Here is a 14,238-nt window from a genome sequence, read left to right as displayed (position 1 = left end):
CACCTATGGTAGCGAGCGCCCCAGATCCTGGTCGGCCCACCGCTGCCAATGCGGCGCGTAAGTCTGCCCGTCGCGCGCGAGCGCCCTGCTGCGTCGTTCGTCCTCGCCGGGGTCGGCGATCCACACGCTGAGGTCGGCTTCGGCGTCGATGGCGCCGCAGCCCTCAATGATCGTCGGGGCGAGGGGGACGCTGATCGTCGCCCCGGTTCTACCGTTCTCCCAGTCCCAGGCCTCGTAGGAGGAGGCACGCCCTCCCCGCAGATCGGCGGCAATTCGACGCGCGATGTGGGCGCCCTCCGCGAGGCCGTCCCAGCCGGGGTACCAGTCGTCAAGGTGCAGGACCTGCCAGCCGTTCACGAGCCGAGCAAGCGCGGCGGCCAGCGTGGACTTGCCGGAGCCGGAGTAGCCGTCGATCGTGACGACCGGGACGCCGGGGCGCGCGCCCGCCTCACCAGACGAGGCCGGGGCCCGCTCCCCCGCCAGGGCACTCAGGCGGGGGGCGAGCTCGCGGGCGGCCTCATCGGGGCCCATCGTGACGGGGACGGTGACCCTCAGGCCCACTCCCCCGCTCACGTCTTCCCAGGTCGGGCCTCTCATCGGCCCACCGGGGCGAAGGTACCCGCCCAGATGCTCGCGGCCAGCGCGATCGCGGGCAGGGCGATGGCGACAACCATGAGGACGGCATCGGCAGCGCGCAGGCGCGAGGGGCGTGCCCACGTTCGCTTGCCTTCCGCGCCGAAGCCCCTTGCCTCCATCGTGGTGGCCAGCTTGCCGGAGCGACGCAGCGCGAACACCAGCAGCGAGAAGGAGCCTCGCAGGAAGGAACGGATGCGCGAGGAGTCACCCACGCCTCGGGCACGGCGCGCCCGCTCAAGGGCCTTCCAGTCGGCCGCCATCAGCGACGTCATGCGCGCGCCCGCGAGCGCCGCCAGCACGGGGCGGGCGGGCAGGTGCAGGATCTGCGCGAGCCCGTCACCCATGTCTGTCGGATCAATGCGGTCGAGCAGAGCAATCGCAGGCAGGACGATCGCGCACATGCGCAGGCCGATGCCCAGCGCCAGCCACATCGAGTGGTCCGAAACCGCTGCCGGCCCGAACTGCCAGTACACGGTTCCTCCCGGTGAGGCGTAGAGCAGCATGGACAGCGCGCCGAGCGGCGCGGCCAGCAGCAGCGGCGTCGCCTTCAGGAAGAAGCTGCGCGCCGACACGCCCGACAGGGGCATGAGCGCGAGCTCGAGAATGACGGCAACGGCCGCGCTCACCGGGTCAATCGTGATCAGCAGGGGCGTGGTTGCGACCAGGAGGGCGAGCACGCGGGCAACGGGATTCGTACGCACGAGGAGGCCTCGGGCGCCGCGCTTCGGGCCGCGATCGTGAACGTTCCCGGCGGGGGCGGACCCGGCCTCGTCCGTGGAATCTTCGGGGGCCGCGCCGCGCGTGCCGACCTGCCCGAGGTCGACGACGCGCTGGCCCATCGCGGCCACGAACGCGGGGTCGTGCGTGATCGACACCAGGGTGACGCCGCGCTCCAGGGCGGCGCGCAGCAGGCGCACGAGGCCCAGCCATGTGCCGCGGTCCTGGCCGAAGGTCGGCTCGTCGAGGATCAGCAGCTCGGGGGCGCTGATGAGCGCGGTCGCCACCGACAGGCGGCGCTTCTCGCCGCCTGACAGCGTCATGGGGTTGGCGCGCGCGAGTTTGGTCAGGCCCAGGGCCTCGAGGTGTTCGTCGATGAGGGGGGCAATCTCTTCGTCGGTCATGCCGGCGGCGCGCGGGCCGATCGCGAGCTCCTCGGCGACGGTGGCGGCCAGGAACTGATACTCCGGCTCCTGGAAGACCATGGACATGCGGCCGAGCAGCTGCTTGCTGCTCCACTCGTGCGGGTCACCGTCCGTGCCGTCGGCGGTCTCGACCTCGACCGTGCCCGCAAGGGGCGGCAGGAGACCCGCGAGCGTCAGGGCAAAGGTTGATTTTCCGGCGCCGTTAGCGCCAACGATGCAGGTGGAGACGCCGCGCTCGATCGTCAGGTCGATGCCGCTGCGTACGGGGGCGGACGCGTCGTAGCCGATCGTCAGGTCGGTGACGCGGGTGATCGGGGTGGTGCCTCGCGCTCCCCCTTCCGGGCTTTCGGACGAGGCCGGTGGGACCTTGGGGGCGGGTCCGACCTCGGCGGCGACGTCGTCGCCGGGAAGCCAGATGCCGCGCTCGCGCAGGGCGTCGCCCTGCTGCGCGAGGACCTCGTCGAGCGGGCCGTCTGCGGCGATCGCACCGTCCGCGACCACGATGACGCGATCCACGAGGGAGGCCCACACGTCGACGCGGTGCTCGACGACGACCACGGTCGCGCCCGTGCGCTCGACGACGGTTTCGACGGCGGCGCGCACCTCGGCGACGCCGCTCGGGTCCAGGTTCGCGGTGGGCTCGTCCAGGAGCAGCAGGCCAGGGCCCATCGCGAGAATCGACGCCAGGGCCAGCCGCTGCTTCTGCCCGCCCGACAGCTCCGTCGTCGAATGATCCAGGGGGACGCTCAGGCCCACTGCCTCGAGCGAGTTCTCCACGCGCGGCCAGATCTCCTCGCGCGCAACCCCCAGGTTTTCCATGCCGAAGGCCACGTCATCGCCCACGCGGGCGAGAACCACCTGAGCCTCGGGGTCCTGCATGAGCAGGCCCACGCGGCCCCTCGCCTCGGCCGGAGCGACGCCGTCGACGGTGAGCGTGCCGGTGGCATCGCCCTCCTCAGCGCCGCCCAGCAGGCCGGCCAAGCCACCCATGAGCGTCGACTTGCCCGACCCGGACGGGCCCAACACCAGCACGCGCTCGCCCGGCGCGATATCGAGATCAACACCCGACAGCACGGCGTTCTTGCGCCCGGCGTGACGCCATCCCCAGCCGCGCGCGCACACGCGCGCGCCCTCACCCAGCGGCACCTGGCCGTCCGGGGAGGAAGCGGGGCGGGAGGAGGCGGAGTGGGCCTCGTCCATGGATCGGGAATCAGACAAGCTCACGCGCTCCACGGCCGGAGGCGAAGCGATCCAGGGCACCCGTCTTCGCGAGCGCATTCGTCAGCGCCCACGCGAGCAGGCCGGCCAGAACGATGCCCGACGCCATGCCGCACACGAGGTAGATCACGTTGTAGAGCACGCCCTTTGCGAGGTGGCCGGAGAGGAAGAGCTCGAGAACCCACTCGAACGCGAAGGACACGGCGCCCGCAGCACCCACGATCGTCGCGTTGAAGCGGCGGTAGGCGACCAGGGCGAAGACGACCTCCGCGCCGAGGCCCTGCGCGAGACCCGAGTAGATGGTCTCGACGGCCCACTGGGAACCCAGGGCCATGGAGACGGTCGCCGCCATCAGCTCGACGAAGAGCGCGGCGCCGGGCTTGCGGATGACGTAGCCACCGAGCGTGCCGCCCAGCAGCCAGACACCCGTCACCAGGCCACCCACGCCGGGGCCGATGGTCTTGAGGAACTCGTAACTTGCGCCGCCCACCTGGTTCCAGACAACAAAAATGAGGCCGCAGGCGACGCCCAGGACGGCGGCGGTGACGATGTCAATGACCCTCCAGCGGAGGGACGGAGCAGTGGATGCCATGCGAAAATACTCCCTTCGTGTTGCACAGCGGCCACGAGGGAAGAGCCTTCCTACGCCGGTATGATCCGGATCAGGTTCTACGGTCGGGGGTGGTCCCCTCTCAGCTCGGTTCGAGCTCCCGTGGCACTCTGGTGAGCATAGTCACTTGGTATTCATTGCGCTACTCATGCAGGTGGGGGCCGGTATGAGGGCCCTCTCCCGTGCCCCCGTCACCGAGGACACCGCGCGACGCGCGACGCAGCAGGAAATGGCGGTTCGCGAAGGCCGCGCCCACGATGAACGCAATCCAAATCAGGGAATAGACGAGGCCGGGGCGAGTATCGTCCCACATCGCCAGGATGACGCCCATGCAGCCCATGAACGCAAGCACGATCCAGGCGCTAATCGCGCCGCCGGGGGCCTTGAACTTCAAGGCGGCATGCAGCTGCGGGCGCTTACGCAGGTAGACCAGGTAGGACACGACGATGACCACCCACACGCCCATGAACAGCGTGGCCGACACCGAGGTCACCAGCGTAAAGGCCGCGGAGATCGAGCCGCCCATCCCCATGATGACGATGCCCGACAGGAGGCACACGCAGGACAGGAACAGGGCGTTGAGGGGCACATGGTGGCTGGACAGACGGGCGAAGACGCCGGGCGCCTGCTCCTGGCGGGCCAGGCCGTAGAGCATGCGCGACGTGGAGTAGATACCCGAGTTCGCGCTCGACGCGGCCGAGGAGAGGACCACCAGGTTGACGATCGTGGCCGCGGCGCCCAGCCCGGTCAGCGAGAACATCGTGACGAAGGGCGATTTCTCGGGGCTCACCTGATCCCAGGGGGTCACCATCATGATGGCCGCGAGCGCCGCCACGTAGAAGAGCATGATGCGAACGGGGATGGAGTTGACGGCCTTGGGAAGGGTGTTGTCCGGGTCGTCGGTCTCGGCGACTGTCGTGCCGACCATCTCGATCCCGATGAAGGCGAAGAGGGCGATCTGGAAGCCGCCGAGGAAGCCGGTGAATCCGGTCGGGAAGAAGCCGCCATGGCTCCACAGGTTCGAGACTGCGGCCACGGTTCCCTCCTCGTCAACCGTACCCATGGCGACCATGGCGAAACCGACGATGACCAGGGCGATGATCGCGACGATCTTGACGAGCGCGAACCAGAACTCCGTCTCACCAAAGGCCTTGACCGTCATCGCGTTGAGGGCAAAGAGCAGCAGAGTCGTCGCGCCGATGGGGATCCACGCGGGCAGGTCCGGCCACCAGAAGTGCGTGTAGCCGGTGATAGCGATCATGTCCGCGACGCCGGTGACCACCCAGCACGCCCAGTAGGTCCACCCCGTCACGAAGCCGGCCCACGGGCCGATGAGGTCGCGGGCGATATCCGCGAAGGTCGCGTACTTGTGGTCGGAGAGCAGCAGCTCACCGAGGGTGCGCATGAACAGGAAGAGGACCGCGCCGATGATCATGTAGACCAGAAGGATCGAGGGGCCCGCGACCGAGATCGTCTTACCCGAGCCCATGAACAGGCCCGTACCGATCGCGCCACCGATGGCGATCAGCTGAATGTGGCGGTTCTTCAGCGTGCGCTGAAGCTTTTCACCACCCTGCTGGGGCTTACCGTGTTCGACGTGCTCAACTGTCATCGTTGTTCCTTCCGCCTGCTCCCTGCCCGGGGACTTTTTGCGAGGCCTTTGCGCGCTCGCGTGACGCGCTTGACTATCCAACGCTACCGCACAGGTACGCTCATAACCGAATCCAGAGCTACGCATGGCAGAGCAAGCGCATTCAAGTTAGGTTTGCCTTATGACACAGAATTCGACGCGTTCGACGGGCGAGACCTCGTACCCCCTGATCTCCGTGGCCACGGTTCCCACCGAGCGGGCTGCGCGCTACGGCAAGCAGCTCGTGAGCCACATGGGCCACAAGATCACGGGTTCCTGGGACGAGGAGGCGGGCAGCGGATACCTGCTGTTCGACCGCGAGGGTCCGGTTCTGGGGCGCTTTGACGTGATCGCGTCGGCTTCTGATCTGAGGCTTGAGCTGCGCACGGAGCCCGAGCGCGCCGATCGCCTCGAATTCATCGTCGGCATCCACCTGGCGCGCTTCGGCGCACGCGACAGCCTCGCTATTTCGTGGGAGCGCACCGACGGCAGCGAAGGTTCGACGCAGGGACCCCTCACCCCCGAAGAGGTCGAAGCGCACGCCCGCGCCAAGAAGGCAGCCCGCGAGGCGGAGCGTGAGGCGGCTGAACGTGAGGCCACTGATCATGTGGCAACAGAACGAGAGGCCTCGGAACGGTAGAGCGCAGCTCACAGCGCAGGAGGCGTGCACCGGGAGGCATTGCACTATTTTCGCCAGCATTGCACTACTTAGCAGGGCATTGCACTAGCTACTATCCAGTGCAATGCCCCCCATCTAGTGCATTGCTCCCCAAAATGGCGCAACGCTTCGGAGTCACAAGCTCCACCATGGTTCGCCCGACAACTCCTACACCCGGCACTGCACCTCTTACGGGACGCTACACCTCTTACGGGACGCTACACCCGATCAGAACGGGTGCACTGCCTACGGATCGGGTGCAGCGCCCACGCCCACAAGCACAACCTCGGCGAGCGCCCGGCAGCCCGCAGCCTATGCCCCGCCACTGTTCCCACATTCACCAATTCCGCACGTAATTCCCTGACGGCCACACACAACAACACGCTGAAAACCGCAGGATTTCAACGTTCTGACTTAAACTTTTGAAGTATCCGCACGGGAATTGCATGCGAAATTTCGGGGACACACACGGACGGACACTCAGCTCACGATCCATGAACCACACCGCTAACAAACAGCCCCCGCAGCCGTGAGGCTGCGGGGGTGCAAAGTCGGGCAACGCGCTCACTACGCGTCATTCGCCCGCGAAATGCCACGACAGCGGAACACCACCGGCATCCCCAGATGCCGGCGCAGAAACTCAGAGACTCAGCGGCCCTCGAGGTAGTTCTTCGCGGCACTCAGGACCTGCTCCCACATGCCGACCTCGTCTTCGTACGCCTGGCGGGCCTCGGCCTCGTCGTCGGAGACCGACGCCAGACCCGACTCCTCCACGTGGATGGCGACGCCGCCACGCTCCTCGGACAGGGAGATTTCGATGCGGGTCGCATACTCGTCCGGCAGCTCGTCGTCGGCCAGCGGGTACCAGCGGAAGGCGACGACGTCCGTCGGATCCTCGTCGGCCTTTTCGATCAGCCAGTCGCCGGCGTCCGGGTCGCTCACGCGATAAATTCCGTCATCCCCGAGCGTCACCTCGTGGTCACCCAGCGGGCCATCGTTGACCCACCAGCCCGGCTCCGACACGAGCGCCCACGCGGCCTCAATGTCGCAGTCCACGACCACGTCGGTCTCAACGCGATCCAGGTCGTCCTCAACGTCGGCGTCAGAAGTCATGTCAAAGAAGCTCATACACCAACGGTACCGGGTCGGACGCTCCCAGGCACGCGAATGGACACCCCAACGCGCGCCCATCTCCGCACGTCGTCAGGCACCGGACCAGTCATGGGAATAGGCGCCCGTGCGAGCACGTCGGCGCACAGATGCGCGAGGCATTGGAAGGCCACGTCTTCGTGCGCATACGACGCGGCCGTGGCCAGCCACGCGGGAAAGCGAGAGTCGGCCACGGCCTCGTCGTGTCAAAGAGCCTCAGGCGAGACGCGTGATGCGGTAGCGCCAATCCACGGGGCCGACCTCGAGGGTCTCCACGCGGTAGTGCTGCTCGGAGTCCTGCAGGTGCGCGAACAGCGGCTCGGGCTGGTGGGGCGCGCAGATCTGGATGTTCTCGCCGACGGGCAGGTTATCGACCGCCGCGAAGAGGACCGCGTGGCGCACAACGCGGGGGATCGAGTGGATGACCAGCTCGTCCGCGCCGGGGCGGTGGATGACGCCGGCGCCGCCAGCGTGGACGTTGCCCGCCGAGGGGGCGCCGTCGCCGCAGCCGCAGCCACCGGCCGTGGATTCGATGGGCTCGGCGGCCATCTCGTGGGGACGCTCGGCGGGAGCGTCGTGGCCACCGCAGCCGCAGCCGCCCTGCTCGGCGGGGGCCTCAGCAGCCTCGGCGGGAGCGTCGTGTCCGCCGCAGCCGCAACCGGCGTGCTCGGCGGGGGCCTGCTCAGCGGCCTCATGGCCGCCGCAGCCGCAGCCGGCGTGCTCGGCGGGCGCCTGCTCGGGAGCCTGCTCGGCGCGCGCCTTCTTACCCTCGCCACCGCAGCCGCAACCACAGCCGCCGCCCTCGGAGGGGACGGTGTTGGCGTCGACCAGCTTGAACATCTGACGGTCAGTCATGTCTTTTCCTTATCCTTCGGCCCGACGGGCCATTTCAGCGAACCTTACCCAGTGTAGGCATGCCTCAGCCGCGTCCGCGCGTTCACTTAATGAGGAACTCGGCCTCGACCTCGACGCTGACGTTGAGGGGCAGCGCGGCGACGCCCACGGCGCTGCGCGCGTGCTGGCTGCCGAAGATCTCACCGAACAGCTCCGAGGCGCCGTTGATGACGCCGGCCTGCCCGTAGAAGTCGGGGCGCGAGGACACGAAGCCCACGACCTTCACGACGCCCGCGAGGTTGTCGATGCCGCCCGCAACGGAGGCGGCTGCGGCCAGGGCGTTGAGGGCGCACACGCGCGCCGCGTCCTTGGCGTCCTCGGGGTCCGCGCCGTCCTCGCCGACCGCGCCGATGCACACGGGCTCGCCGTTCACGACGGGGATCTGGCCGGAGGTGCGCACGACGCCACGGTCGATGACGGCGGGCACGTACGCGGCGACGGGCGTGGCGACGGCGGGCAGTTCGAGGCCGAGCTCGGCGAGCTTTTCGGAGGGGAGCATGAGGGGTCCTTTCATTGTCATCGACGAGGCCGGGGCCTCGTCCTTTGGGTCCAGTTTAGTTGCGCTGATCCCGGGGGTGGCGAGCGAGGGTGCGGGCGTGAGATACCGGCCGAGGCCTCGGCGAAAAAGACGCGATGCAGGCATGCGTGCGCCCCACGTGTCGACAATCACGCGGGGCGCACTACTGGGAAGCCTCAGCCCTGGGGTGCGGCCGGGGGCTGACCGCCCTGACCCGGACCGCCCGCCGGGGGCTGGCCACCCGCCGGGGGCTGGCCACCCTGACCCGGGCCACCGGGGCCCATGGGGCCGCCCATTCCGCCGCCCTGGCCGGCGGTCGCCTCAGTGGATGTGCCGTCGACGCTCACCGTGTAGGTGGAGCCGTTGGTCATGCCGGAGGTCGAGTAGATGACGTTTCCGAAGGCCTTGGGCGAGGTGTAGGTACCCAGGACGGAGCCGGAGGAGTCCGTGATCGTCACGGTCGCCCCTGCGGAGCCGGAAGCCGCAGCGGAGATCCAGCCCTGGCCGTCGGTCGTGGTCGGCGTCTCCACCATCTCGTTCGTGGCGAAGGCGATGACCGTGCCGCCCGTGATGCTCATGGCGCCGTTGGAATCCAGGGCGCCGTTCGCGCCGGACGCCGGGCCGTAGACGGTCGTCGTGCCGCCGCTGATGGTCAGCGAGCCGTTGGAGTCGAGGCCGTCGCCGTTCGCGTTGACGGTCACGGTGCCTCCGGTGATGTTCAGCTGCTCGCCGGTGTCCTCCATCGAGCCGCCGCCGTCAGCCATGCCACCGGGGCCCATCTGCTGGGTGGTGGTCGTGGTGGTGGTCGTATCGGAGCTGGACTCGGCGACGGCGGCCAGGCCGGCCTCGACAGTGATCGAACCCGAGGCGTTGATGCCGTCATCGCTCGAGGTCAGGTCGACGGTGCCGTCGGAGATCGTGATGAGGCCGCCCTCGAGGGCCTCGTTCGACTGCGTGACGGTCACGGTTGCGCCGTCCAGGACGGCCGCGACCTCGGTGTGCACGCCATCGTCGCCGGAGGCGGCGGTGATCGTGCCCGAGCTCAAGCGCAGCGCGCCGTTGGAGTGGATGGCGTCATCCCCCGCGTCGATGGTGGTCGTGCCGCCGTCGACGATGATGTAGGTCTGAGCCTTGATGCCCTTGGTCGAGCCCGTGGAGGGCTTGCCGGCCGAGGCGCCGCCGCCCGAGGTGATCGACAGGGTGCCGCCGGTGACGATCGCGTCGGTGTACGCGTCGATGCCGTCGCCTCCCGAGGTCAGGGTGACGGTGCCGTCCACGATGGACACGTAGCCCTTGGTGTCGTCGTTGTCCTGGTCGGACTTGAGGGCGTCGCCGCCGGAGTTCACAGTGACGGTGCCGCCCGCAATCGTCAGGGAGTCCTTGCCGCGCAGGCCGTCATCCGAGGCGGTCGCGTTGATCGTGCCGCTCAGGACGTAGAGGTCATCCTTGGAGGTGATCGCGTCCGAGGCGCCGGAGGTCACGTTGAGCGTGCCCGAGCCGGTGACGGTGAGGTCCATGTCGGCGTAGATGGCCGCGTTCGCGTCCTCCGTGCCGGTGTAGGTGCCGTCGGTGATCGTCGAGGTGCCCTCGAGAGACAGGACGAGGTCGTCACCGCTGGTCGCTTCGATCGCGGTGCCCGTGGAGGAGGTGATGGTCGCATTGTCGAGAATCAGGACGACCTGGTCCTCGGACCCTGCGGCCACGACGACCTTTCCGGTGAAGGAGCCGCTGAGCTTGTAGACGCCAGCCTTGGAGATGGTCAGCACGCCGTCGCTGACGGACACGGCGTCGGACGAGGAGGTCGCGGTCGCGCCGCTGAGCGTCACGTCGACGGCGTCCGAGGCCTTCCAGTCACTGTCCTTCACGTGGGAGGCCTTCGCGTTCGAGGCCAGGGCGTCGGCCGCGGTGGGCGGCGCGGTCGTGTCGCCGTTGGTTCCGGAGGCGGCGACGGCTGCGGTGGCGGTGGTCGTCGCGGAGGACGAGGAGGCCGTTCCCGATGCGCTGCACGCACCCAGCGCCAGCGTTCCAACGAGGGCGATCGCGCCGATCGTCCGGGCGGGGGTCCAAATTTTCTGAAGGGCTTTCATATGTCTGTCTCTTTCGTGCAGTTAAAGCTTGTGTTTCTTATGCTCAGCGCTTTCGTTTCATGTGCTGTCGAAACTGCGGGCGCCGGTGTTAGGTCTGTCAGGCCGCCATCGCGAGGGGCGCGTCGTGCGCGAGCTCGGGGACCTCCACGTATTCGTGAAAGTAACGGTCCAGCGTGCGGTGCCACTTGTTCGCGGGCAGGCGGTGCATGGCGGCCATCGCGGTCCCGTACTTGGAGATCTTCACGGGTCGCACGCCGCCCTCCCACAGGAGGTGGTCCACCACGGATGGGGTCGCACCCGACTTCGTTTCGATAATGACCAGGTCGGGGCGAGCAACCTCGGTGCCGTCCGTGCGCAGCGAGCGCCACAACAGGTTCGTGTCCACCGTCGCGCGTCCCACGCCACCGGGCAGGAGCAGGGTGTTGCGCTCGTAGGACCCAGCCAGGACCGGCTCAAGGGCGGGCACCAGATGGCCGTATCCCGTCTTCTCAACCTTGCCGGTCACCCACTGGCGGCGCTCACCCGCGAGAGGAGCCCCGGCCTCGTCCCAAGAGATCGGCATACGCTTCTTGACGGTCACGCCGCGCGGGCCGCGGGTCTTGACCTCCAGGAACGAGGCCTTGGACGAGAGGTAAGAGCGGGTGCGGACCTTGAAGCGACGGCGACGCTTGAGCGCGGTCAGCAAGTACGAATCCATGTCGGGGGTGTCGTAGTAGGTGGAGGCGTAGCCCTGGGACACCTGGCCGTCGATGTTCAGGACCAACACGTCCTCGGGGAGGCGGCTCAGAATCGCCGAGGCCGTGGCGGCGTCCAGCGCGTACTTGCGGTCCACTCGGGTCAGCATCGCCGCGCGCTTATTCAGTTCATCGAGGCCGATCGAGTCGAGGTCGGCGAGAATCGAGTTCAGGGTGGCGTTCATGAGTCGTGTCCTTGGTAGTGGCGGTCTGTGGGGTGTTCGCTGGCGGGCGGCGGGTGGGCTGGCGTGTCAGGCGACCTTCGAGCGCACATCCACGAGAGTCAGGTCGTTCACGAGGTCGAGCTTGACGACGCTGACCGAGGCGACGGACGCGCCGAGGCGCTGCTCGAGGGCCGCCTTGAGTTCGGCCGGGTCGGCGATCGCGCGGTCCAGCTGGACGGTCTGCGAGGTGTAGCGGCCGAAGATCAGCTTCGAGTCACCGAAGGCCAGGGCCACAAGGATCAGGGCGATCAGTCCTCCCAGCAGCGGGGTCACCGCCGAGGACATGCCCGTCAGCAGGCCGAGGGCCAGCGAGGCGAAGTAGTAGGCGATTTCCGTCTGCGAGATCTGGTCGGACCTCAGTCGGATAATCGAGAGAACACCGAAGAGGCCGAGGCCGAGGCCCGCACTCACTGTCGAGTTCGCGAGGATGATCGTGACGGCGAGGACGCCGACATTCACACCGAGGAAAGCTGCGACCAGGTCAGCGCGGCGGTGCCGTGGGAAGTACAGGCCGAACACGAGAGCGGCCATGGCAACCAGGTCAATGGCGATCAGAATCAGGGCGGTCATTGGTGTCTCCTTTTGTCGATGCACCAATTTCCCCACTCGACCCTATGAAGAACCTATGAAGCTCTCATATTTCCCATATGACTTTTCGGCATGTTGCTGTGAAGCTGTGAATGCCAGTGTTTGAGCGGGCACTTTTCGTTGTGTTTCTGGGGTTTTGCTTGCTGTGTTCTCGATTGCTTGCCTGGGCGCCGCGTGCTGTGTCAGGCCTGGCTGCTTGGTGTGCCCGTGGGCGGCGGCCCGCCCGCTCGCCGTCCGCGCCGCGAGCTTCGCTCGGCGCGTCGTCTCGAAGCCCGGCCAGGCCCCGCCACCGCCCACGGGCACCGCAGCCAGGCCCCTACTGGGACCCCGTCGCTCGCCCCCAGCCCTAACACCCGGCCCTCACGCCCCTCATTCCTGAACCCACACGCAATTTCGCATGCAATTCCCCCGACACTATTTCAAACCTTGAATTGAGATCATTGGAATTGCAACGTTTTCAGACTTTATTGAAACTTCTCCCAATCGAATTGCATGCGACTTTTCGGGGGGCCGACTCCGAACACCACCACAGTCACCACAGCCAGGCCCCTCACCCGCGACTAGGCCACACAAGCGCGAAAAAATTCGCCCTGCTCGCCTCCATCAGTGTCCACGCGCGAAAAAGTTCGCCCAGCACCGCCAAAACTGCCCAAAATCAGCCTATTTTCACTCGCAGGGCGAACTTTTTCGCGGTTTGTTCCAGAATCCACTCCTGCTGGGCGAGTTTTTTCGCGCCGCTGAGAGTCACAGCCGCCTCACAACACCCGCCAACCACCTCGCCTGAAACCGATGACACCAATGCGGGTGGATCACTGCCCCGAGATGAAACCACTGACACCTCTGCGAGCTCCTTGGCGCACACGTTTGAAACCGATGACACCTCTGCTCGCACAAAACAGCCAAATTCAGTCCATTTTCCGCCCGCAAAGGTGTCACGGGTTTCATGCACCCCTCGCCGAGCACCCGCAAAGGCGTCGCCGGTTTCATCAGACATCGAATCAGGGCTGCTGATTCGTAGCAAGGCGCTCAGACGCTCATGCTTGCTGCCTCCGTCACACTCCTGGTAGCGTCGGATCATGAACAACGAGCCTTTCTGCACCCTTCGGAGGCAGACCACCGGTGCACAGGTGGAGTGGTAAGCGTGGCTCGGCCTTCCTCATTTTTGGCAAGAAGACCCCACGACAGTTCTCCTCGGGGTGTGGACCTGGCGGCACGAGGTTTCTGGAAGCTCACTGCGATCGCCATTGTTGTTAACGCCGCCTTGGCGGTGGGCGCCTACGGGATTTCCTCATTCACTCACACCGACGGAATACCGCTCATTTTCATCTGGTTCCCTCTGTACCTGGCCGCCGCACTCCCCCACCTCGTCGAGCAAAGTGTGCGACCATTCTGGTCATCACGTCCCCATTACGAGGACGGCTCCATCGTCATTCCGGGCAACCACCAGTCCATCGCGCTCGTCACGACTGGATTCCTGCTCTACGCTTTCGCAGGCTGGACGATGGCCGCGGGTTTCACGACCGGACAACCCTTCCATGCGGCGCTGTATGTGTTCGCCGCTGCGTCCATGGCCTATCTCGAGTGCACACGTAACCCCGGCAAGGATCTCGTCATCGCCCTCACTGACAAGCAAAAGACAACTCTGACCCCTGAGGGAATTTCCTTCCACTTCCCGGAGCTGCTGTCCGTCGAGGAAGACTCCAACGACCGGGACATCACCATCCTGTGGACGGATAACGTCACCATCGATGACATCATCCATCCAACGATGTTTCTCGAAGCAGACCCCGACACATACGGCGGGCCGTGGAGCATGTCCTCCGAGCGCATCGGCATCCCCTTCACCGGCCTCGACGCCCTCATGCGACACTTCAACGAGCACCCCAAAGACCGCCCGCTCCTGGCCACACCGGACGGCGTCGACCTCGTCAACGACATCCTCGCCGAGGCCCACATGGAACTCGCAACCACACAAAGGAGCCACGCATGAGCACCAAGAAACGCATCCTCGTGACGCTGATCGTCGCGGTCCTGGCCGCGATCGTCATCTTCCCGATGCTGCCCCTCGAATACCGCGACCGCGTCGTCGCAGTCCTCACCCACCCGCTGTACTACCTGGGCTTGGGCAACTGGTGAGCGCTCCGATAGAAC

The 14,238-nt window shown here is 66.8% G+C and carries 14 protein-coding genes and 1 riboswitch; of the genes, 3 read left to right on the top strand and 11 right to left on the bottom strand.

Annotated elements, in window-relative coordinates; genetic code table 11:
- Positions 1-3 precede the first annotated feature (3 nt).
- The 4 genes from FOC40_RS01515 to FOC40_RS01500 all read right to left on the bottom strand — a co-directional run bounded on the left by FOC40_RS01515 (position 4) and on the right by FOC40_RS01500 (position 5,218).
- Positions 4-597: a hypothetical protein gene (locus FOC40_RS01515; protein WP_003796057.1), complete on the bottom strand. Its 594-nt coding sequence runs from the start codon at positions 595-597 to the stop codon at positions 4-6.
- A complete protein-coding gene (locus tag FOC40_RS01510; protein WP_155844154.1) occupies positions 594-2,978 on the bottom strand; it encodes an ATP-binding cassette domain-containing protein in 2,385 nt (794 codons plus the stop codon). Before FOC40_RS01510 ends, FOC40_RS01515 begins: the two co-directional genes overlap by 4 nt.
- A 10-nt stretch (positions 2,979-2,988) precedes the next feature.
- Positions 2,989-3,588, bottom strand: coding sequence for an ECF transporter S component (locus FOC40_RS01505; protein WP_003796062.1), 600 nt, complete (start codon positions 3,586-3,588; stop codon positions 2,989-2,991).
- Between the two features lie 30 nt (positions 3,589-3,618).
- A riboswitch (TPP riboswitch) is annotated at positions 3,619-3,720 on the bottom strand.
- A 28-nt stretch (positions 3,721-3,748) separates the two neighbouring features.
- Positions 3,749-5,218: an amino acid permease gene (locus FOC40_RS01500; protein WP_003796064.1), complete on the bottom strand. Its 1,470-nt coding sequence runs from the start codon at positions 5,216-5,218 to the stop codon at positions 3,749-3,751.
- 160 nt (positions 5,219-5,378) lie between these two features.
- Between FOC40_RS01500 and FOC40_RS01495 the strand changes: the two genes are divergently transcribed.
- The gene (locus FOC40_RS01495) at positions 5,379-5,876 is read left to right on the top strand and encodes a DUF2218 domain-containing protein (RefSeq protein ID WP_003796066.1); all 498 of its coding nucleotides are present in this window, start codon (positions 5,379-5,381) and stop codon (positions 5,874-5,876) included.
- A gap of 666 nt (positions 5,877-6,542) precedes the next feature.
- Here the strand turns inward: FOC40_RS01495 and FOC40_RS01490 are convergent.
- From FOC40_RS01490 to FOC40_RS01460, 7 genes are all read right to left on the bottom strand, one after another.
- The gene (locus FOC40_RS01490; RefSeq protein ID WP_003791244.1) at positions 6,543-7,022 is read right to left on the bottom strand and encodes a hypothetical protein; all 480 of its coding nucleotides are present in this window, start codon (positions 7,020-7,022) and stop codon (positions 6,543-6,545) included.
- Between the two features lie 237 nt (positions 7,023-7,259).
- On the bottom strand, positions 7,260-7,898 hold the full coding sequence (locus FOC40_RS01485) for a DUF2249 domain-containing protein (protein WP_155844100.1): 639 nt from the start codon (positions 7,896-7,898) through the stop codon (positions 7,260-7,262).
- An 82-nt stretch (positions 7,899-7,980) separates the two neighbouring features.
- Positions 7,981-8,436: a RidA family protein gene (locus tag FOC40_RS01480; protein ID WP_003791248.1), complete on the bottom strand. Its 456-nt coding sequence runs from the start codon at positions 8,434-8,436 to the stop codon at positions 7,981-7,983.
- Between the two features lie 194 nt (positions 8,437-8,630).
- Positions 8,631-10,541 carry a carbohydrate-binding domain-containing protein gene (locus tag FOC40_RS01475; RefSeq protein ID WP_039929633.1) on the bottom strand — a complete coding sequence of 637 codons (1,911 nt, stop codon included), beginning with the start codon at positions 10,539-10,541 and terminating at the stop codon, positions 8,631-8,633.
- A 97-nt stretch (positions 10,542-10,638) separates the two neighbouring features.
- Positions 10,639-11,460 (bottom strand): polyphosphate polymerase domain-containing protein, encoded by an 822-nt coding sequence (locus FOC40_RS01470; protein WP_003796081.1) that lies wholly within the window; start codon positions 11,458-11,460, stop codon positions 10,639-10,641.
- A gap of 66 nt (positions 11,461-11,526) precedes the next feature.
- Positions 11,527-12,069: a DUF4956 domain-containing protein gene (locus FOC40_RS01465; RefSeq protein WP_003796082.1), complete on the bottom strand. Its 543-nt coding sequence runs from the start codon at positions 12,067-12,069 to the stop codon at positions 11,527-11,529.
- A 673-nt stretch (positions 12,070-12,742) separates the two neighbouring features.
- On the bottom strand, positions 12,743-13,165 hold the full coding sequence (locus FOC40_RS01460; RefSeq protein ID WP_155844099.1) for a hypothetical protein: 423 nt from the start codon (positions 13,163-13,165) through the stop codon (positions 12,743-12,745).
- Positions 13,166-13,285: 120 nt separating this feature from the next.
- On the opposite strand from FOC40_RS01460, the gene FOC40_RS01455 reads away from it, so the two are divergent.
- Positions 13,286-14,077: a hypothetical protein gene (locus FOC40_RS01455; RefSeq protein WP_004565337.1), complete on the top strand. Its 792-nt coding sequence runs from the start codon at positions 13,286-13,288 to the stop codon at positions 14,075-14,077.
- The gene (locus FOC40_RS10545; RefSeq protein WP_003791260.1) at positions 14,074-14,223 is read left to right on the top strand and encodes a hypothetical protein; all 150 of its coding nucleotides are present in this window, start codon (positions 14,074-14,076) and stop codon (positions 14,221-14,223) included. The genes FOC40_RS01455 and FOC40_RS10545 overlap by 4 nt, the downstream gene beginning before the upstream one ends.
- Positions 14,224-14,238: the final 15 nt, after the last annotated feature.

It is taken from the genome of Schaalia odontolytica, assembly GCF_009730335.1.
Lineage (GTDB): Bacteria > Actinomycetota > Actinomycetes > Actinomycetales > Actinomycetaceae > Pauljensenia > Pauljensenia dentiphila.
Note: the sequence above shows the minus strand (reverse complement) of the source record. Positions and strands in the feature narration are given on the sequence as shown.